The organism is Streptomyces sp. NPDC058257, assembly GCF_042881845.1.
GTDB lineage: Bacteria > Actinomycetota > Actinomycetes > Streptomycetales > Streptomycetaceae > Streptomyces.
Genome location: NZ_JBHVXJ010000002.1, coordinates 661,436 through 680,790, shown reverse-complemented (window position 1 = coordinate 680,790; position 19,355 = coordinate 661,436). Strand labels below are relative to the sequence as shown.

The following is a 19,355-nucleotide window of genomic DNA, read 5'->3' as shown; positions in this document are numbered from 1 at the left end:
CTGGGGGGAAACCCCTACCCAATTCGGGAGAAAACCTCGGTGAACTGGGGTTCAGCACTGATTCACCACCCCTGGTGCACCACACAGCGCGAGCCGCATTCCTATGATGGGCGGACGACACCGCGGGCCGCTGCGACCAGGCAGTCCGATCTCGGTGCAGATGCGGCGCAATGGTGGTGGAGGGGTCGATGACTCAGGGGGCCGGTCAGGGACCCGATGTGCGGACGGCGACGTTGCGCGACTTCCGCGTTCCGGCGTACGTCCATGAGGCCGGGCCGGTCCAGGGCGGTCCGGCCAGCGGTCCGGCGGGTGCGGTGGTTCCGGGCGCCCCGGTGGAGGTCACCGGAGCGCCGGACGAGGGCTATACCCCCACCCAGCGCGACCTGCCGGTCATCAATCGCGGCGACACCGTGCAAGTGGAGGTGCAGGCCATGCCCGAGCCTCCGCAGGCGCCGACCGACGAACACGGTCCGCTGTTCGTCGTGGGCGATGTGCACGGCTATCTGGACGAGCTGCTCGCGGCCCTCCACGAGCAGGGCCTCATCGACGCCGACGGCGACTGGGCCGCGGGCAACGCGCGCCTGTGGTTCCTCGGCGACTTCACCGACCGCGGGCCGGACGGCATCGGCGTCATCGACCTCGTGATGCGCCTGTCCGCTCAGGCGGCCGCCGCGGGCGGCTACTGCAAGGCCCTGATGGGCAACCACGAGCTGCTCCTGCTCGGCGCGAAGCGCTTCGGCGACACCCCGGTCAACTCGGGCGCGGGCACGGCCACCTTCCAGGCCGCCTGGCTCCTGAACGGCGGCCAGAAGACCGACATGGAGCGCCTGGAGGACCACCATCTGCAGTGGATGGCCCGCCTCGACGCGATCGAGTCGGAGGACGGGCATCTCCTGATGCACTCCGACACGACCGTCTATCTGGATTACGGCGACTCGATCGAAGCCGTGAACGACACGGTCCGCGAAACCCTCACACGCAACGACGCGGACGAGTGCTGGGACCTCTTCAGGAAGTTCACCAAGCGCTTCGCCTTCCGCGACGAGTCGGGCCCCTCCGCCGTACGTGAGCTCCTCGACATGTACGGCGGCCACCGCGTCGTCCATGGCCACAGCCCCATCCCGTATCTGCTCGGCGATGTCGGCTCCGAAGACGACTCGGACGGCGGCGGACCCGTCATCGAGGGGCCGCACATCTACGCAGGCGGACTGGCCATCGCCATGGACGGCGGAGTGACCATGGCCGGAAAACTGCTGGTCTGCCAACTGCCCTTGGATAACTGAGCGTTCACCGGGCAGGTGCACCCCTACACGATCACGTGGGCCGACGGGTCAATTTCTGGAAACCCCCTGTCACCGCGTGCCGTCACGGCTCTACCATCGGCTTATCCGTAGCAGGCTCCCCTCCGTTTCTGCCCGACGGCTCGTAGCCATGCGAGCCCCAAGCCCTACGGAGCATCGGGGGATGCACATGAACAGCGCTCCACAACTGCTCAATGAGGACCGCCCCGAGTACGAGCGAATCCTCAATGAGGCGCTGCGCACCGCACCGAACCGTCCTGATCTCGCCGCAGTGGGCCAGCGGCTCAATCCCGAACAACTGCGCACTATGGCGCTGAACGCCACCGCGCTGATAACTGCCGCTGCCACGACCGAGTACACGCACTATGTGAAGGTCCGCGAAGAACTGCGCGAAAGCGGATCTGCCGCACCACCGATCCGTGAGCGGGGCCCCGAGGGTCCGGCGGAAGCCGGCTCCGGCGGCCTCGGTCTCGCCACCACGATGGGGGAGGTCACCGCCCAGGCTTCAGGGGCTGGGGCCATCGCCGTCGTCGCGGTACTCGCGCCGGTCCTCGCCGGGGCGGCCGCCGCGATCTTCCTGCTCGTCGGCTACATCCTGAAGATGCTCAACCCCGAGCCCGCCTTCGCGGACACCCTGCTCACCGCGGGATGGCTGTTCGGCGCGCTCACCGCCGGGGGCATCCTGGTCGCTGCTGTCGGCCTGCTCCTGACGGCCCTGCGCAACGGCTCCACCTCGCTCCAGGCCGGTTCGTACGGCGAACAGAACGAGGAGGTGGCCCGTGCCAGGGAAGCCTGGGGCGAGGCACTCCTGGAGCACGGCCTCCTGCCGTTCCTGCGGGAGGCCCTGGCGGATCCGGGGACGGCGCACGCGGCTCGTACACCGGCGACGGACCCGGGCGGCCGCATGCCCCACCTCGGCTATCACAGGCCGGGGTTCAGCAGCCCGAGCGGCGGTCAGACGACGGGATCCCGCCCGAGCTTCTCGAGCCCGGACTACTCAAGCCCGGACTTCGGCGGGCCGGATCACAAGCCGGAGTAGTGCATAACGCTGCTTCGGGCGGACGCGATCTCCGCCCGCCCGAAGCACGGCGTGTACGGCAGCACCGCAGCACCGCAGCACCGCAGCACCGCAGCACCGCTGTACCGCAGCACCGCTGCTCAGTCGGCGATCGGCAGATACACGCGGTTTCCGGCTGCCGCGAACTCCTTGGACTTCTGCTCCATGCCCTCCTCGATCTCATCCCGCGTGCCGCCGTGCTCACGCCGGATGTCGTGCGAGATCTTCATGCTGCAGAACTTCGGCCCGCACATCGAGCAGAAGTGCGCCGTCTTCGCGGGCTCCGCGGGCAGCGTCTCGTCGTGGAACTCCCGTGCCGTGACGGGGTCGAGGGCCAGGTTGAACTGGTCCTCCCAGCGGAACTCGAAACGCGCGTCCGAGAGAGCGTCGTCCCAGTCCTGTGCGCCCGGGTGCCCCTTGGCGAGGTCCGCCGCGTGGGCCGCGATCTTGTAGGTGATCACGCCGGTCTTCACGTCGTCGCGGTTGGGCAGGCCCAGGTGCTCCTTGGGCGTGACGTAGCAGAGCATCGCCGTGCCCCACCAGCCGATCATCGCGGCGCCGATGCCGGAGGTGATGTGGTCGTACGCGGGTGCGATGTCGGTGGTCAGCGGGCCGAGCGTGTAGAACGGCGCCTCCTCGCAGATCTCCTGCTGAAGGTCGATGTTCTCCTTGATCTTGTGCATCGGGACGTGGCCCGGGCCCTCGATCATGGTCTGTACGCTATGACGCTTGGCGATCGTGTTGAGTTCCCCGAGCGTGCGCAACTCGGCGAACTGCGCCTCGTCGTTGGCGTCCGCGATCGAGCCGGGGCGCAGACCGTCGCCGAGCGAGTACGTCACGTCGTACGACGCGAGGATCTCGCAGAGCTCCTCGAAGTTCTCGTAGAGAAAGCTCTCCTTGTGGTGCGCGAGACACCAGGCCGCCATGATCGAGCCGCCGCGCGAGACGATGCCGGTCTTGCGATTGGCGGTCAGCGGGACGTACGGAAGGCGCACGCCCGCGTGCACCGTCATGTAGTCCACGCCCTGTTCGGCCTGCTCGATGACCGTGTCCTTGTAGATCTCCCAGGTCAGCGCCTCGGCCTGGCCATCGACCTTCTCCAGGGCCTGGTAGAGCGGCACGGTGCCGATGGGGACGGGGGAGTTGCGCAGGACCCACTCGCGGGTGGTGTGGATGTTGCGCCCGGTGGACAGGTCCATGACCGTGTCGGCGCCCCACTTGGTCGCCCAGGTCATCTTGTCCACCTCCTCCTCGATGGAGGAGGTGACCGCGGAGTTGCCGATGTTGGCGTTGACCTTCACCAGGAACTTCTTGCCGATGATCATCGGCTCGATCTCCGGGTGGTTGACGTTGGCGGGGATGACCGCGCGGCCCGCGGCGACCTCCGCGCGCACGACCTCGGGGTCGAGGTTCTCGCGGATCCCGATGAACTCCATCTCGGGCGTGATCTCGCCCCGGCGGGCGTACGCGAGCTGCGTCACCGCCTGTCCTTCGCGGCCCCGGCGCGGCTGGCGGGGGCGGCCGGGGAAGACCGCGTCGAGGTTCTTCAGGCCGCCGCGCGGCGAGGTGTGCTTGATGCCGTCGTCCTCGGGGCGTGGCGGGCGGCCCGTGTACTCCGCGGTGTCGCCGCGAGCGATGATCCAGTTCTCGCGCAGCGGCGCGAGGCCCCTGCGGACGTCGGTGTCGATGGACTCGTCGGTGTACGGCCCCGAAGTGTCGTACAGGGTCACGGCCTTGCCGTTGGTGAGGTGCACCTGGCGGACCGGCACCCGCAGGTCTGGGCGTGAGCCCTCGACATACGCCTTGTGCCAGCCGATGGACTTCCCGGCCTCGTCGCTCTGGTTCTGCGTCGAGGCAGGCGTGCGTGCGTCCGATGTGGTCATGAGACCTACTCCCTACGCCGGCATTACCCGGTAACAGGTTCGGCGGTCGACGCAGCGAATCCCGTACGGCTCGTGCACTTTTCGTGCCGCTTCGTACGGAGGTCAGCGCCCTCTCAGCCCGGTGCTCCGAGCTCCCGCGATTGCAAAGGTGGCTCCACGCTAGCGCCCTGTCGGGCGCGCTGAACAGAGGGCCTCCTCCGTTCTTGCGATGATCGGGCAGTGACCACCACAGAGCCGCCGTCCCAGCCGCCCGCCCCGAACGTGCCGCCGGACCCGCATGGGCACTCCCACAGCCACGGTCCTGCCGCGCCCGTCTCCAAGCATCTGCGCAAGGTCATCGCCGCCGTGCTGATTCCTTTCGCCACGGCGGTCGTCGTGGGGCTGGCGGTGTTCTGGCCCGGTGGCGCGCCGTCCCATGAGCGCACCGGAGTCGGCTTCGACCGTCAGACCCAGTCGGGCGAGGTCGCGAAGCTTCAGGAGCTGCCCTGCAAGGACGTGAACGCCTCGCAGACCCCGCCCAACGGCGACACCTCCACCGCCGAGGGGCAGTCCGCTGAGTCCCGCGCGAAGGGCGTCTGCAAGAAGGCGACGATCGAGGTGACCAGCGGCAAGGACAGGGGCCGCACCTTCACCGAGATCGTCCAGCCGGACTCACCGCGGCAGTTGCGCCAGGACCAGAAGGTGGTGGTCGCCTATGAGCCCACGGCCCCCGAGGCGCTGCAGTACTCGGTCACCGATGTGAACCGGAAGTTCCCCATGGCGCTGCTCGCCGGGATCTTCGCGCTCGCCGTCGTCGTGGTGGGACGGTTGCGCGGCCTCATGGCCCTCGTCGCACTGGCGTTGAGCTTCCTGGTCCTGACGTTCTTCATCCTGCCCGCGATCCTGCAGGGCTCGAATCCGCTGGTCGTGGCGGTGATCGGGGCCAGCGCCATCATGCTGATCGCGCTCTATCTGTGCCACGGCCTCACGGCGCGTACCTCGGTGGCGGTCCTCGGCACGCTGATCTCTCTGCTCCTCATCGGGCTCCTCGGCTCGCTCTTCATCGGCTGGGCGTCGCTGAGCGGCAACACGGACGACAACACCGGCCTGATCCATGGCCTGTACCCGTCCATCGACATGAGCGGTCTGCTCCTGGCCGGCGTCATCATCGGCTCGCTCGGCGTGCTCGACGATGTGACGGTGACGCAGACGTCCGCGGTCTGGGAACTGCACCAGGCCAACCCCACGATGGGCTGGCGCGGTCTGTACGGCGCGGCCATCCGCATCGGCCGCGATCACATCGCCTCGGTCGTCAACACCCTGGTACTGGCCTACGCGGGCGCCGCGCTGCCCCTGCTGCTGCTCTTCTCGATCGCGCAGAGCAGCGTGGGCACAGTGGCCAACAGCGAACTGGTGGCCGAGGAGATCGTGCGCACCCTGGTCGGTTCGATCGGCCTGGTCGCCTCGGTGCCGGTGACGACCGCGCTCGCGGCCCTGGTGGTCTCGGCCGACCGGTCGACCCCCGCGGGCGGGGCGGGGAGCACGGCGCACCCGGGCACCGCGGGCCGACCGGGAAGCGGGGCCACCCCGGCCGCCAAGCAGCCTCGCGGCGGAAAGGGCCGACGCCGCAAGGCCTGAGCCGCGATGCCTTGAGCCGCCGATATCCTGCGCCGCCGTTACTCTGCACCGCCGATGCCAAGAAATGCACCAAAATGCCGTGCGGATTCGCTCATCGGTTCGCGAGGTCAGCCCGCGCTCTGCTCCTCGGCGAGGATCCGGTCCAGCGCTTCGTCCAGGTGGGTCTCGAAGTCGGCGAGTGCCCGCTCCTGCCCCAGTGGCACCAGCTTGTCCGTGCGGTCCAGGAAGGCGAGCAGCGGCGGGATACCCACCCGGAACAGCGCCTGGTCCGCACCGACCTGAAGCCTGATGAGCACCTCGTCGAGCAGCTCGGAATCGGTGGGCTCGATGTGCACATCACCTTCGCCGCACGCCTCACCCACCCCGTCGACCAGCAACTCACGCCCGAAGGCCCAGGTCACTGGGGCGTCACCGGGAAGGTGGAAGGTCAGCCGGACGGCGTAGGGATCGCCGGTCTCGTAACGCAGCTCCACCGGGATGCGAAACGACAGCTCCTCGGAAACGAGGAAGCTCATCATGACCTCTGCCTGGACCGACTCTCGCATCGCCCGCCTACCCCGTCGCTAAAGCTCGACTGGCCAGGAACCAACTCCCTGACACTCATGGCATCTTGCTTAACGTACACATCAGATCACAAGGAGTGAGTTTTCAGATGCTGATAGAGAAAGCAAGTGTCCCCAGGAGCCTGCCGATCTCGTGCTGCAACCGCTCAGCCGCAGGCAGCAGCCGATCCGCTTGATAGGCGGGAACAGAAATCGCCATCGTCGCCGCAGTGTTACCCGCAGTGATCGGAATCGCGGCGCAGACCGTTCCCAGCGCGTACTCCTGCCGCTCGATCACCGGCTTCATCCGGCCCATTCCGTCCAGTCGGCGCAGGAAACTCCGGTCGTCACGGACCGAGTACCGAGTGATCGACTGCACCGGATATCGGGAGATGTGATCCTGCCGTCGTTCGTCGTCGAGTTGAGCGAGCAGACACTGTCCGATCGCATGCGCGTGCCCCGTCTCGCGAAAGTCCGCCCACTCCTCCACGGCCGGATTCCCGGGCGTGTCCGCGACGGCCACGACCTCGATCTCCCCCTCGCGGTACATGGCGAAATACACCGGTACGCCGATGGCGTCGCGCCAGTGCTCCAGGGCCTCACCGATCATGCCGCGACGATTCTGCTGCGCCCCGCTCGCACTGAGCCGCTCGGCCGCCTCGCCGAGCACGAACACGCCCTTGTCCCGGGACAGATATCCCTCGTGCGTCAGCGTGCGCAACAGGTGATACGCCGTGGGCAGCGCGAGCCCGGCCTCCCGGGCCAACTGCTTGGCCGGCGCCCCCTCCTGATGCGCGGAGGCCGCCTCCAGCAACCGCATCGCCCGCTGCACCGAGCCAATGAGAGTGGGCGCGGTGGCAGTTGACGCCGTGACGGCCGACGATGCCTCGTGCGGAGGATCGTTGGACGAGACGTCGGCGGGTGTGGTGTCAACCGTGGCCAAGGTTCACTCCCGAAGCGCTTGGGGGTTCCGCCCGTGCCGGGGATACACGGGTGGGAGCGCAGTGCGCCCGCGCGCGAGGCTCGCCCCGCGTCGGTTTTCGGACTCTAACCGGTGGCCACCGGCCTAAGGCACCGCACCAGAAAACTTCCCCCACCCGAGCGAACTGTTGCGAGAAGTCACCAACGCGAAGAGGCCGAGCTGGATATGAACTTCCGTACGACGTAGATGAGTCCACCCACCAGGGCCACGAAAAGCAGTGCCTTGAACAACAGACCGACCACGAATCCCACAACGGTCGCTATCAGACCGCCGAACACGACCAGGGCGATGACCGGCACCGCGATCCACTTCACCCACCACGGCAATCCCGAGAAGATCTCCTGCGCTGCCATCGTCCTTACCTCTCTCTGCATCTGCCGTACTTCTTGCATTCGATGCTAGGTCGGCGAAGGGCCCAACGGGGGCCTCGCATCCCTTGCCCTCCCCTGATCCTTCCCCTAGGGAACCCCGAGGTCGCAGCCCGGAGGAGTCAGACCTCCGGCGTAGAGGATCGGCCTGGCCCACAGACGGGGAGGAGCAGCCTTCCAGCGGGGGACATCAGCCTTCTGGCGGCGAGAAGACGACAAGCACCCGCAGATCCTCGCTGATGTGGTGGAACTTGTGGGCGACCCCGGCCGGCACGTACACCACACTGCCGCGCGCGACCTGGGTGGTCTCCATGCCGACCGTGATCGACGCCCGGCCGCTGACGATCATGTACACCTCGTCCTGCTGGTGAGGCTGCTGCGGATCGGACTCCCCGGCATCGAGCGCGTACAGCCCGACCGACATGTTCCGCTCGCGCAGAAACTGCAGATACGCACCGTCGTTCGCGGCGCGCTCCGTCTCCAGTTCATCAAGCCGGAATGCCTTCATCGTCCTCGTACGCCCCTTGCCCCGACTAGCGAACCGGCCGCTCTGGCCGTCCGTCTGCAACGATCAGACCATGAAGAATTTCGTAGTCAAGACGATCGCCAACGCGGCGGCCCTGGCCGTCGCCGTGTGGCTCCTCGACAAGATCACCCTGACCGGCGACAGCACGGGCAAGAAGACGGTCACGCTGATCGTCGTCGCGCTGCTCTTCGGCCTGGTGAACTTCCTGGTCAAGCCGATCGTGAAGGTACTCACCTTCCCGTTGTTCATCCTGACCCTGGGCCTGATCACGCTCGTGGTCAACGCCCTGATGCTGCTGCTCACCTCGTGGCTGGCCGACAAGTTCGACGTGAGTTTCCACGTCGAGGGGTTCTGGACCGCCGTCCTGGGCGGCCTGATCATCTCGATCGTCTCCTGGGCGATGAACGTCGTCCTGCCCGACGACAAGGACTGAGCCCGCCCCATGGCCTTCTCCGTGTGCTTCGTCTGTACCGGCAACATCTGCCGGTCCCCCCTGGCCGAGTCCGTCTTCCGCGCCCGGGTCGACGAGGACGGACTCGGCGGGCTCGTCCGGGTGGACAGCGCGGGCACCGACGGCTGGCACGAGGGGGACGGGGCCGATCCGCGCACCGTCTCCGTCCTGACGGCGGCCGGCTATGAGAGCAATCACATCGCGCGCCGATTCCAGGTCTCCTGGTTCTCGCGGCTGGACCTGGTGATCGCCCTGGACTCCGGCCATCTGCGGACCCTGCGACGCCTCGCGCCCACACCCGCCGACGCGGACAAGGTGCGGCTGCTGCGCTCGTACGACCCCGTGGCCGTGGGCCTGGGCGACCTGGACGTCCCCGACCCCTACTACGGGGACGACGACGGGTTCGAGATGTGCTTGAGAATGGTGGAGGCGGCGAGCGACGGTCTGCTCGACGCAGTACGAGAAGCAAGGGAAGGGCGGGCGGCATGACGGACTCCGCAGCGATAGCCGCAGGTACCGGAGCGGGAACAGGCGCCGGGCTCGGCGACGGCACGAGAGCGGTGCGGGCCGGCCTCCCCGAGCCGGTGAAACACGAGCCGACCCTTCCCGGCCCGGTGTTCGCCGCGCACTTCCACCTGCCGGGCGATCCCACCGGGCCGTACACCTACGGACGGGACGACAACCCGACCTGGACTCTCCTCGAACAGGCCATCGGCGAGCTTGAGGCGCCGGGGGAGGGCCCGGCTGAGGCTTCGGGCGAGGGGAGTGGCGAGGCCCCCGGTACAGCTGCGCCCGGGACAGCTGCGCCCGGGACAGCTGTCGAGACCCTGGTCTTCGCCTCCGGGATGGCTGCCATCTCGGCGGTGCTCTTCTCGCAGCTGCGCGCCGGTGACGCGGTGGTCCTGCCGGACGACGGTTATCAGGCGCTGCCCCTGGTCAGGGAGCAGCTCACCGCGTACGGCATCGAGGTGCGCACCGCCCCGACCGCGGGCGACGCCCAGCTCGACGTCCTGGACGGCGCCAAGCTGCTGTGGATCGAGACGCCGTCGAACCCGGGGCTCGACGTGTGCGACGTACGGCGCCTCGCCGACGCGGCACACGCGCGTGGAGCCCTGGTGGCGGTCGACAACACCCTGGCCACACCTCTGGGCCAGCGCCCCCTCGAACTCGGCGCGGACTTCTCCGTGGCCAGCGGCACCAAGATGCTCACCGGCCACGGCGACATCCTCCTTGGGTACGTCGCCTGCCGCGACGCGGAGCTGACGGCGTCCGTGCGGCGCTGGCGCAAGATCGTCGGAGCCATCCCTGGGCCGATGGAGGCCTGGCTTGCGCACCGCTCGCTCGCCACGCTCCAGCTGCGCGCCGAGCGCCAGAACGCCAACGCCCTGGCCGTGGCCCAGGCGCTGGGCGACCGCGCCGAGGTGACTGGCCTCCGCTATCCCGGCCTTCCGGACGACCCTTCGCACAAGATCGCCTCGCAGCAGATGCGGCGATTCGGCTGTGTCGTCTCCTTCACGCTGCCCTCACGGGCGCGCGGCGACCGTTTCCTCGACGCGCTGCGCCTGGTGGACGACGCGACGAGTTTCGGCGGCGTGCGTTCCACCGCCGAGCGGCGTGGCCGCTGGGGCGGTGACGCCGTCGCGGAGGGCTTCATCCGCCTCTCCGCCGGGTCCGAGGACACCGAAGACCTGGTCGCGGACGTGCTGCGCGCGCTGGACGAGTCGGCGGACCGACAGCCCTGAGTGCGTGCGGACCGCTTCCGGCTAGTACCCGCTAGCAGCGGACCTACGTACAACGAACGGTCCGAGCCTCCCCCCTCGTGGCTCGGACCGTTCCGGTTCTGCGCGCGAAGAACCGCGCGCACAAGGCTAGTTGACTCTGTGTCAGTGTCCAATCACAGTAGCGACAGAGACCTATCGACATATTTATAGTTGGGCGCGGCCCGAGGGCCGGGAGTGGAGGACACCGCCGTGGACCTGGCTCTGCTGCGCACGTTTGTGACCGTGCACCGGGCCGGCTCCTTCACTCGCGCGGCCGCCTTGCTAGGCCTGTCGCAGCCTGCCGTGACCTCGCAGATACGCACCCTCGAGCGACAGTTGGGGCGCCCCCTGTTCCTGCGCCAGGCGCGCGGCGTAACCCCCACGACCATCGGGGACGAGCTGGCCCACAAGGCCGCGCCGCATCTCGACGCCCTCGTGGAGATCGCCGAGGCCGGACTCGAAGAGGACTCGTCGGTACGCACCCTCCACCTCGCGGGACCTCCGGAGTTCACCGCGGCCCGCGCGTTACCCGCTCTCACCACGCTGACCGGGCAGGACGGACAGGGCTTCGCGCTGCGTGCCTCGTTCGGCAACGCGGAGGAGGTCCTCGAACGGCTCTCGGCAGGGCACCACGACCTGGCCATCACCACGGCCCGACCGCGCGGCACTCTGCTCACCGCGACGCCTCTCTGCGACGAGGAGCACGTCCTGGTCGCAGGGCCTCGCTGGGCCGACCGCATCGGCCTCGGCACGCTGCACCGCAAGGGCGTGGCCGCGCTGGAGAACCTGCCGGTGGTGGAAGTGCACGAGTCGCTGCCGCTGGTCACCCGCTACTGGGCCGCCGTCTTCGACACCCGTCCGGCCGCATCGGGCGCCGTCATCGTGCCGGACCTGCGGGCGGTACTCGCCTGCGTCTCCACCGAGGCCGGGCTCGCCGTGCTGCCGCGTTATCTGTGTGCGCCCGCTCTGAAGAATGGCGAGGTCGTGGCCCTGCTGGACCCGGCGGTGCCCCCGCTGCGCACGTATTTCCTGGCCGTACGCACCGGCACGCTCGCGATGCCGCATATAGCGCGGGCGCACGAGTGGCTGCTGCGCGCTGCCGTCGACTGGTCCTGAGTAAGACTCCGGCAGATTCGCGATGTTTCACGTGGAACAGTCCGGGCCACATTCTTCCCATGACCGTCCGACCCGTGGTCAAGCGCACCGCACGCGCCGTCCTGCTCGATGGCGACGACCTGGTCCTGATCAAGCGAACCAAACCCGGCGTCGATCCCTACTGGCTCACCCCTGGTGGCGGCGTGGAGCCGGAGGACACGACCGTCGTCGAAGCGCTCCATAGAGAGCTGCACGAGGAGCTCGGCGCCAAGATCTCCGATGTGGTGCCGTGCTTCGTGGACACCATCGAGCACATCGGTGAGGACGCCAGTACGACCGGCGTCAAAGTGCAGCACTTCTTCGTCTGCCGCCTGGAGTCCATGGACCTCTCACTGCGACACGGCCCCGAGATGGAGGAGCCCTGCGGCGAGTACGAGATCGTCCATGTTCCCTTCACCCGGGTCGGAATCGCCTCGGTCCATCTCGTACCGCTGTCGCTGCGGCACTATCTGGACGGCAACATCGAGGGCGTTCGCGCCATGCATGCCCCTGATCTGGGCTGACCCGCTCTCCTGGGCCGAGCCTCAGTCGGACGCCGCCACCAGTTCTTCCACGGAGTCGTGGCGGATCCGGCCGGCCGGGATGCCGACGTCCCGCAGTGCGTCCACGCCGCTGCGGATCATGCCGGGCGGGCCCGAGAGGTAGGCGTCGTACTCGTTCCAGGGGCCGTACTCACGCACGGCGTGCGGGAATTGGGCGTGATCGTCGACGACCGGGCGGACCGAGAGCCATGGGTGGGTCTGCTGGAGGCGCAGCATGGTGTCGATGTCGTACAGGTCGTGGTCGGTGCGGGCGCCGTAGAAGACCTCGACCGGGCGCCGTTCGCCGTGCTCGGCGACGTCCTCGACGAGCGCCTTGATGGGGGCGATCCCGGTGCCGCCGCCCAGGCAGAGCAAGCCGCTGTCGGTGGTGTGGTCGACGGTCATCGAACCGGCGGGCGAGCCAAGGCGCAGGACGTCTCCCGGCCGTGCGTGGTGCACCAGGGCGTTGGAGACCCAGCCCGCCGGGACGGCCTTCACATGGAACGACAGCAGACCGTCGGAGCGCGGGGCCGACGCGAACGAGTAGTGCCGCCAGATCCGCGGCCACCAGGGCGTCTCCAGGCTCGTGTACTGGCCTGCCAGGAAGGGATACGGCTGGTCGGGGCGGACCGTGACGACAGCGATGTCAGGCGTCCTGAGATCGTGCGAGACGACCTCGGCCAACCACCAGGCGGGAGCGCGCAGTTCATCCGCGGCAGCCGCGTCGATCATGATCTGGGAGATCGTCGTGTACGTCCGGACCCAGGCGGCCTCGGTCTCCTCGTCCCAGACCGCGCTCGCGTAACGGCTGAGCGAGCCGATCAGGCACTCACCGACGGCCGGATAGTGCTCGGGCCGGGTGCCGTACTTGCGGTGTCCGCGGCCGAGGTTCTTCAGATACGCGGTGAGGACGTCGGCGTGGTCGATGTGTTCGGCCGCTGTCAGCAGCGCCTTGAGCAGCCGGTCACGCTGGGTGTCCATCGCGGCGGGGAACAGGGGGCGCAGGTCGGGGTGCCGCGTGAAGAGCAGCGCGTAGAAGTACGAGGTCACCTTGTCGGAGACGGGGCCTATTTCAGCCATCGTGCGCTGGACGCGGACCGCGTCGGGGGAGCCGTTGGGGGAGAACTTCGGCTCGGGCCGCGACTGTTCCTGCGTCTGCGGTTCGGGCTGCCCCTGCGGGACCGGATGCCCCTGAGCGAGCTGCTGCCGTGGTTCCGGTACGCGCTCGGAGCGCGGCTCGGGATGTGATGTGGGGGCCTGGGTGGCGCGCTGCGCCGCGTTCGGAGCGGGCGCGGGTTCTGCTGCCCGCCGGGCGGCCGGTATTCGCTCCTCGGCCGTGTCATCGGCTTCCGGCGCGGGGTGTTCCTGAGCCGACGTGGGTGCGGCTGCGCCGGGCCTGCCCAGCGGACGTATGGCGGACACCCGGCGCCCCTCGGCCGTCTCGGGCTCACCGCCTTCGGGCCGTGCCGCCTCGCCGCCCTCCGACGGCTTCGGCGCCTTGCGTGGAGTGAACCAGCCGCCTCCACCGCCGCTGTCGCCGGAAGTGCCGTTGCCCGCCGACGTGGTGGTCGGAGCGTCCATGCTGTGCCTCGCCTCGAACATCTCTCAGTCGGTCCGTGCACTTCCCTGAAGGAAGCCGCTTACTTTCCCCACTCCGCCTCGGCAGCCAATGTGGCCACATTGAACCTCGAATTACCGGGCGCTACGGACAAGTAGGCGGCAAATGTGACATTGCCCGCAGTCATGTCTCCGCAGCGTCCCATCCCCCACCGTCACGCCGGTCGCATAACGGAAAGTTCAGGTCTTCGATCTCTTCGCCCCGTTAGGCTGCGTTGACCTCCGCCCGCGCCCCCAGGGGTGCGCTGAGATGCACCCGGCCCAAACCGGACTCGACCATACCGGCAGCCGTCCGGCACACAAGTCCTGCCGTGCTTCACCAGGAATTCAGCGGCCGACGCCTGTCAATTGACCCAATTACCCGGCGCAGCGCACCAATTCATACACCTTCCGCAGATCCCGCCCGACATAAGAGTGGGTAGCGAGCCCAACCAGCCGCTGATCCGCATTGACGGCGACGGAAACAGGCACGGCCCCGAACAGATCCAGGTCCGAGAGTGAGTCGCCATAAGCGACGCAATCGGACCGCCTCACCCCGAACTCTTCACAGATCCATTGCGCGATCTTCACCTTGCCCGCCGCGTTGAGGATGCCCGTCGGGTTCACCGGCTCGGTGAACGGCACAGAGGGGAAACGCGACCCGTGCGCGGCATGCGCGCCCCAGCCGAGCAGCCGCTCAACGAAGAACGACGGCGACAGTGAGATCACCGCGCAGTAGTCCCCGCCCTCCCGGATATCGGCCCAGGTCTCCCGGATCCCCATCAGCCACGGAGCCCCCTCGAAAGCTGCTGTGACCTGTGCGTCCGTGAGGTCCGCCCAGAGAGCGTGCACACGCACCGCGTACTGGGGCGAGTCGATCCGCTCCGCAACGAAGTCCCGTTCCAGCTCCGCGATCTCCGCTTCGAGGCCAAGCTGTCGCGAGATCTCCACGGGGGCTGCCGTGCCGTGCAGCAGCGTTCCGTCCAGATCGAAAAGGTGAAGGCGTGCCATGTACGCCGAGACTAGTACCCACGTCTACTCCCGCTGTCAGACGCCTTCGGCCGCCGCTCCCGGCACCGTGTTTCACGTGAAACTAAGCCGCCCCGCTCGCCGGGCCACCCTCGTCGTCCATGTCACCGCCGCCGCAGGCTGGCTCGGGCTCGCGCTCGGCCTGCTCGCGCTCGCCCTCGCGGCCATCACCACGGGCTCCGCCTCGACCACCGAAGCCGCCGCCCGATCCATGAAGCTCTTCGCGGACTGGCTGGTACTCCCGCTCGCCCTGCTCACGCTGCTGAGCGGCCTGCTGCTGTCCCTCGGAACTCCTTGGGGGCTCGCCAAGCACCGCTGGGTCTACACGAAGTTCTGGCTGACCCTGGCCACCACCGCCGCGTCGGCCTTCGCGCTGCGCCCGGGCATCAACGACACAGTCGCCACCGTGTCCGCGGGGCACCCAGTGACGGACCCGACCAGCGTGATCGCCGGCCCCATCGTCTCCCTGAGCGCCTACCTCTTCATGACGGTCATCTCAGTACTCAAGCCCTGGGGCCTGACCCGCCGCGGCCGGAAGCAACGTGGCCGAAACCCACGTGCTTCTACCCACAAACCGGTGGACGCCAAGGACATGCGTCAGACAGCCTGACCCGAGTGTCGACACCTTCCCTCTCCGCACTGCCCATCCGCCGGCTGACCCTCCGTGACCTCACCGCCTGCGCCGACCTGTCGCAGGATCGTGGCTGGCCACGCGAGGACCACAAATGGGGGCTACTGCTCTCGGCGGGTACGGGCTACGGCATCGACGACCCGGACGGCGACGGCCTCATCGCCGCCTGCGTAGTGACCCAATACGGACCCCAGGAGCGCCCCGGCCTCGGAGCGATCGGCATGGTTCTCGTCGCCGAGCGGCACGCCCGCAAGGGTCTCGGGCGCCGGCTGACGCGGTACGTCGTCGAGAGCGCGGGCACCACCCCGCTCACCCTCCACGCGACGCCCAACGGCCGCCCCCTGTACGAGCAGCTCGGATTCAAGACCACCGGTCGCGCCGAAATGGTCCGCGGCACGTTCACTCCCGGCGGCCCACTGCCGGATGTCGCCACCCGGCCTGCGACCGCGGAGGACCTGCCTGCCATCGTCCGTCTCGACACCGAGGTCTTCGGCCTCGACCGCACGCACGTACTCACCCGGCTTCCCGCCTTCGTCGACCAGCTGAGGGTCACGGAGGCTGACGGCACGATCACCGGCTACGCGGGTGCCTGGCCGAACATGGAGACCCATGTCATCGGCCCTCTGATCGCCCCGGACACGGAGACGGCACAGGCCTTGATCGCCTCGCTCGCCGCGGGATCGGACCGGCCGCTGCGCACCGACATCGACGTGCGCCATGAGGAGCTGCTTGCCTGGGTGAAGGAGCGCGGCCTCGCGCCCATCGCCTTCAACGCCGTGATGACGTACGGCGTCCCCGAGCTGCCCGGCGACTGGACCCGTCGCTTCGCACCGCTGACGGTCGCGGCCTGCTGACCGCGCACAGAGGCCCGCCCTCAAGTGCCGGATGGTTCCTGGCTCTTGAGAGCGGGCCTTCGTCATGTCCTCGCGCGGTGGCGTACTGCTCCTCGCCCGGTGGCGTACTGCTCCTCGCGCGGTGGCGTACTACGCGAGGGCTTCTACGGCCGCCGTGGCGAAGCCGTGGTCCTGCTCGGGCGCCCCGCCGCCGACGCCGATGGCGCCGATCAGACGCCCGTCACGGTGGACCGGGACGCCGCCCGCGATGAAGAGCAGCGGACGGTCGAGGGCGGTGGGCAGCGTGTGGAAGGCGCCGTCGGGCTTGACCAGGTCGACGAGGTCGGCGGTCGGAGCGTTGAGCTGGAGCGCCGTGTACGCCTTGCGGGTGCTGGTCTCGCCGGAGATCAGCACGGCCCGGTCGTCGCGCCGGAAGGCCAGCAGGTGACCGCCGGCGTCGAGGACGGTGACGCTGACCGTGACACCGGCCGCCTCGGCCGCGTGGCCGGCCGCGGTGACGAGTACCTCTGCGTCCTGCGTGGTCAGCGGGACGACAGCGGGGGTGGTGGTGCTCATTGGGGTTCTCCTTGCGCGGTAGTGCTCGTGTCGGTGGTTCGTAGGGGGAGGTCAGTGGTGGACGGGAGTCGCCTGCTCGACGGGGGCCGTGCCGGCGACGATCAGACTGGGAGCGGCCGAGCGGCGCTCCAATGTGGCCGATACGACGGCCAGGACGAGCGCGGAGCCCGCCAGTACAGCGCCCACCCAGTTCGGGGCGGTGTAGCCGAGGCCCGCGGAGATCACGAGGCCGCCGAGCCAGGCCGAAAGCGCGTTGCCTAGGTTGAAGGCGCCGATGTTCATGGCCGAGGCGAGCGTGGGCGCGCCGGAAGCCTGGTCGAGCACCCGCTTCTGCAGCGGAGGCACGGTGGCGAAGCCCAGGGCACCGATCAGCGCGATGGTCACGGCTGCCGCGATCTTGTTGTGCGCGGTGAGGGTGAAGAGGGCGAGCACGACGGCCAGCGCGCTCAGCGCGATGTAGAGCAGCGGCATCAGGGCACGGTCGGCGAACTTTCCGCCGATCAGGTTGCCCGCGACCATGCCGAGGCCGAAGAGGACGAGAAGCCAGGTCACGGAGGAGTCCGCATAGCCGGCGACGTCCGTCATCATCGGCGCGAGGTAGGTGACGGCCGCGAAGACACCGCCGAAGCCGAGGATCGTCATCGCCATGGCCAGCAGCACCTGCACGTTGCGGAACGCGGCCAGCTCATGGCGCAGCCGTACGCCCTCGGGCTTGGGCAGGTCCGGCACGAGCTTGGCGATACCGGCCAGGCCGATGACGCCGAGCCCCGCGACGATGGCGAAGGTGACGCGCCAGCCGAGGGTCTGCCCGACGAGCGTGCCGAGCGGCACGCCGACCACGTTGGCCACGGTCAGGCCCGTGAACATCATGGCGATGGCCCCGGCCTTCTTCTCCGGTGCGACCAGCTCGGCCGCGACGACCGATCCGATGCCGAAGAAGGCACCGTGGGCGAGTGAGGCGACGACTCGGCCCGCCAGCATGACGCCGAAGACCGGGGCCACTGCGGAGAGCAGGTTGCCCGCGATGAACAGGCCCATGAGCAGCATCAGCATTCGCTTGCGCGAGATGCGGGTGCCGAGGACCGTCATCAAGGGAGCGCCGAGGACGACGCCGAGTGCGTAGCCGGTCACGAGGAGACCGGCCGTGGGGATGGAGACGCCGAAGTCACCCGCGACCTCAGGGAGCAGTCCCATGATCACGAACTCCGTGGTCCCGATCCCGAAGGCCCCGATCGCGAGGGCCAGTAGCGCGAGAGGCATGGTTCTACCTTCCAGACGATTGCGGGTGCGCTTAGCTTGCGTCCACAATAGTTGCAGACGCTGGTTACTTGCAACCGCCTGATATTGCATCGGTGGACTATCCTGGTTCTCAGCCGCTCCGGGACGGAGGAACAAGAGCCATGACAGCGACGGACCCCGCACTGACCGCCCTTGCGCAGGGCTGGTGCGCGCTCTCCCTGCTCCACGGGAAGATCGAGACCCACATCGAGCGCGCTCTACAGGCCCAGCACGACCTGAGCGTGCGCGAGTACTCCCTGCTCGATGTCCTCAGCCGCCAGCACGACGGGGAGGGCGGCCATCTGCAGATGAAGCAGGTCGCCGACGCCGTCGTCCTCAGCCAGAGCGCCACCACGCGCCTGGTCACCCGGCTCGAGGACCGTGGGCTGCTCTCCCGCTACCTGTGCCCCACCGATCGCCGTGGCATCTATACGGACGTCAGCGAGTCGGGTGCCACGCTCCTCTCCGAGGCACGCCCCACCAATGACGCCGCGCTGCGCGAGGCGCTCGACGAAGCGGCGCTGAACCCAGAACTGACACCGCTGGTCAGGGCCGTGGAAGCGGTACGCGTACCGGCATAGGGCTGCTGCGGGCGCAGTCCCCCTGCCCCAGAAGCGGGCAGCTGCATAGGCTGCCCGCATGGGAGATCTTGAGATACGCCCGGCGATCGCCGATGACATCCCCGCCATCGTGGAGATGCTCGCCGACGACCCCCTGGGCAGCACGCGCGAGTCGCCGGACGACCTCACCCCGTACCTCACCGCGTACGAGCGGCTGGCCGACGACCCGCACCAGCACGTGGTCGTCGCCCTGCGCGAGGGACGCGTCGTAGGCACGCTCCAGCTCACGATCGTTCCGGGCCTGTCCCGGAAGGGGGCGACCCGGTCGATCATCGAGGGCGTACGCGTCCACGCCGACGAACGCGGCAGCGGCCTCGGCACCCGCTTCATCGAGTGGGCCGTCGATGAATCCCGGCGCCAGAACTGCCAGTTGGTACAGCTGACCTCCGACGCCTCCCGCACCGATGCCCACCGCTTCTATGAGCGGCTCGGCTTCACGGCATCGCATGTGGGCTTCAAGTTGCAGCTCTGAAGGTGCGGTCGACGTGTCGTACCTCGCACCTCATACCAGTGGGGGGGGGGGGGGGTGGGGGGGGGAGGCCGCCCCCCCCCCCCCGGGGGGGGGGCGGGGGTGGGGGGGCCGGGCCCCCCCCCCCGGGCCGCCCCCCCGCCCCCCCGGGGCCCCGCGG

General features: G+C 68.7%; 21 protein-coding genes and 1 riboswitch. Of the genes, 12 read left to right on the top strand and 9 right to left on the bottom strand.

Going from position 1 to position 19,355, the window contains the following annotated elements:
* The first annotated feature begins 173 nt into the window (after positions 1-173).
* Together ACFVXC_RS08530 and ACFVXC_RS08525 are read left to right on the top strand one after the other, a co-directional pair.
* Positions 174-1,283 carry a metallophosphoesterase gene (locus ACFVXC_RS08530; protein WP_389903044.1) on the top strand — a complete coding sequence of 370 codons (1,110 nt, stop codon included), beginning with the start codon at positions 174-176 and terminating at the stop codon, positions 1,281-1,283.
* Positions 1,284-1,464: 181 nt separating this feature from the next.
* Positions 1,465-2,340, top strand: a complete 876-nt coding sequence (locus ACFVXC_RS08525) for a hypothetical protein (protein WP_389902814.1) — start codon at positions 1,465-1,467, stop codon at positions 2,338-2,340.
* Positions 2,341-2,459: 119 nt separating this feature from the next.
* Here ACFVXC_RS08525 and thiC read toward each other — a convergent pair whose 3' ends face one another.
* Positions 2,460-4,241: a phosphomethylpyrimidine synthase ThiC gene (gene thiC / locus ACFVXC_RS08520; protein WP_389902812.1), complete on the bottom strand. Its 1,782-nt coding sequence runs from the start codon at positions 4,239-4,241 to the stop codon at positions 2,460-2,462.
* A riboswitch (TPP riboswitch) is annotated at positions 4,234-4,389 on the bottom strand. Its footprint overlaps the gene before it by 8 nt.
* A gap of 71 nt (positions 4,390-4,460) precedes the next feature.
* Between thiC and ACFVXC_RS08515 the strand changes: the two genes are divergently transcribed.
* The gene (locus tag ACFVXC_RS08515; RefSeq protein ID WP_389902810.1) at positions 4,461-5,858 is read left to right on the top strand and encodes a YibE/F family protein; all 1,398 of its coding nucleotides are present in this window, start codon (positions 4,461-4,463) and stop codon (positions 5,856-5,858) included.
* A 107-nt stretch (positions 5,859-5,965) separates the two neighbouring features.
* On the opposite strand, the gene ACFVXC_RS08510 is transcribed toward ACFVXC_RS08515, so the two are convergent.
* The 4 genes from ACFVXC_RS08510 to ACFVXC_RS08495 all read right to left on the bottom strand — a co-directional run bounded on the left by ACFVXC_RS08510 (position 5,966) and on the right by ACFVXC_RS08495 (position 8,258).
* The gene (locus ACFVXC_RS08510; RefSeq protein WP_383272493.1) at positions 5,966-6,403 is read right to left on the bottom strand and encodes an SsgA family sporulation/cell division regulator; all 438 of its coding nucleotides are present in this window, start codon (positions 6,401-6,403) and stop codon (positions 5,966-5,968) included.
* A 103-nt stretch (positions 6,404-6,506) separates the two neighbouring features.
* Positions 6,507-7,232, bottom strand: coding sequence for an IclR family transcriptional regulator (locus tag ACFVXC_RS08505; RefSeq protein ID WP_389903041.1), 726 nt, complete (start codon positions 7,230-7,232; stop codon positions 6,507-6,509).
* Between the two features lie 287 nt (positions 7,233-7,519).
* Entirely contained in the window at positions 7,520-7,735 is a 216-nt protein-coding gene (locus ACFVXC_RS08500) for a DUF5326 family protein (protein ID WP_389902807.1), read from the bottom strand.
* A 205-nt stretch (positions 7,736-7,940) separates the two neighbouring features.
* Positions 7,941-8,258 carry a cupin domain-containing protein gene (locus ACFVXC_RS08495; RefSeq protein WP_160506069.1) on the bottom strand — a complete coding sequence of 106 codons (318 nt, stop codon included), beginning with the start codon at positions 8,256-8,258 and terminating at the stop codon, positions 7,941-7,943.
* Between the two features lie 70 nt (positions 8,259-8,328).
* Between ACFVXC_RS08495 and ACFVXC_RS08490 the strand changes: the two genes are divergently transcribed.
* From ACFVXC_RS08490 to ACFVXC_RS08470, 5 genes are all read left to right on the top strand, one after another.
* Positions 8,329-8,709 (top strand): phage holin family protein, encoded by a 381-nt coding sequence (locus ACFVXC_RS08490; RefSeq protein ID WP_389902805.1) that lies wholly within the window; start codon positions 8,329-8,331, stop codon positions 8,707-8,709.
* Positions 8,710-8,718: 9 nt separating this feature from the next.
* Entirely contained in the window at positions 8,719-9,216 is a 498-nt protein-coding gene (locus tag ACFVXC_RS08485; RefSeq protein WP_389902803.1) for a low molecular weight protein-tyrosine-phosphatase, read from the top strand.
* Positions 9,213-10,469 (top strand): cystathionine gamma-lyase, encoded by a 1,257-nt coding sequence (locus tag ACFVXC_RS08480; protein WP_389902801.1) that lies wholly within the window; start codon positions 9,213-9,215, stop codon positions 10,467-10,469. Before ACFVXC_RS08485 ends, ACFVXC_RS08480 begins: the two co-directional genes overlap by 4 nt.
* A gap of 228 nt (positions 10,470-10,697) precedes the next feature.
* Positions 10,698-11,603, top strand: a complete 906-nt coding sequence (locus tag ACFVXC_RS08475) for a LysR family transcriptional regulator (RefSeq protein ID WP_389902798.1) — start codon at positions 10,698-10,700, stop codon at positions 11,601-11,603.
* A gap of 59 nt (positions 11,604-11,662) precedes the next feature.
* Positions 11,663-12,145, top strand: a complete 483-nt coding sequence (locus tag ACFVXC_RS08470) for an NUDIX domain-containing protein (RefSeq protein WP_389902796.1) — start codon at positions 11,663-11,665, stop codon at positions 12,143-12,145.
* Positions 12,146-12,166: 21 nt separating this feature from the next.
* Here ACFVXC_RS08470 and ACFVXC_RS08465 read toward each other — a convergent pair whose 3' ends face one another.
* On the bottom strand, positions 12,167-13,765 hold the full coding sequence (locus tag ACFVXC_RS08465) for a globin domain-containing protein (RefSeq protein ID WP_389902795.1): 1,599 nt from the start codon (positions 13,763-13,765) through the stop codon (positions 12,167-12,169).
* Positions 13,766-14,137: 372 nt separating this feature from the next.
* The gene (locus tag ACFVXC_RS08460; protein WP_389902794.1) at positions 14,138-14,770 is read right to left on the bottom strand and encodes an HAD family hydrolase; all 633 of its coding nucleotides are present in this window, start codon (positions 14,768-14,770) and stop codon (positions 14,138-14,140) included.
* 76 nt (positions 14,771-14,846) lie between these two features.
* Between ACFVXC_RS08460 and ACFVXC_RS08455 the strand changes: the two genes are divergently transcribed.
* Complete coding sequence (locus ACFVXC_RS08455) at positions 14,847-15,398, top strand: DUF2269 domain-containing protein (protein WP_389902792.1); 552 nt, start codon at positions 14,847-14,849, stop codon at positions 15,396-15,398.
* A 5-nt stretch (positions 15,399-15,403) separates the two neighbouring features.
* The gene (locus ACFVXC_RS08450) at positions 15,404-16,273 is read left to right on the top strand and encodes a GNAT family N-acetyltransferase (RefSeq protein WP_389902790.1); all 870 of its coding nucleotides are present in this window, start codon (positions 15,404-15,406) and stop codon (positions 16,271-16,273) included.
* A gap of 129 nt (positions 16,274-16,402) precedes the next feature.
* Here ACFVXC_RS08450 and ACFVXC_RS08445 read toward each other — a convergent pair whose 3' ends face one another.
* Together ACFVXC_RS08445 and ACFVXC_RS08440 are read right to left on the bottom strand one after the other, a co-directional pair.
* Positions 16,403-16,828, bottom strand: coding sequence for a heme-binding protein (locus tag ACFVXC_RS08445; RefSeq protein WP_389902788.1), 426 nt, complete (start codon positions 16,826-16,828; stop codon positions 16,403-16,405).
* A gap of 51 nt (positions 16,829-16,879) precedes the next feature.
* Entirely contained in the window at positions 16,880-18,088 is a 1,209-nt protein-coding gene (locus ACFVXC_RS08440; RefSeq protein ID WP_389902787.1) for an MFS transporter, read from the bottom strand.
* A gap of 140 nt (positions 18,089-18,228) precedes the next feature.
* Here ACFVXC_RS08440 and ACFVXC_RS08435 point away from each other — a divergent pair, with 140 nt between their 5' ends.
* Together ACFVXC_RS08435 and ACFVXC_RS08430 are read left to right on the top strand one after the other, a co-directional pair.
* Complete coding sequence (locus ACFVXC_RS08435) at positions 18,229-18,687, top strand: MarR family winged helix-turn-helix transcriptional regulator (protein ID WP_389902785.1); 459 nt, start codon at positions 18,229-18,231, stop codon at positions 18,685-18,687.
* Positions 18,688-18,745: 58 nt separating this feature from the next.
* On the top strand, positions 18,746-19,198 hold the full coding sequence (locus ACFVXC_RS08430) for a GNAT family N-acetyltransferase (RefSeq protein WP_389902783.1): 453 nt from the start codon (positions 18,746-18,748) through the stop codon (positions 19,196-19,198).
* Positions 19,199-19,355: the final 157 nt, after the last annotated feature.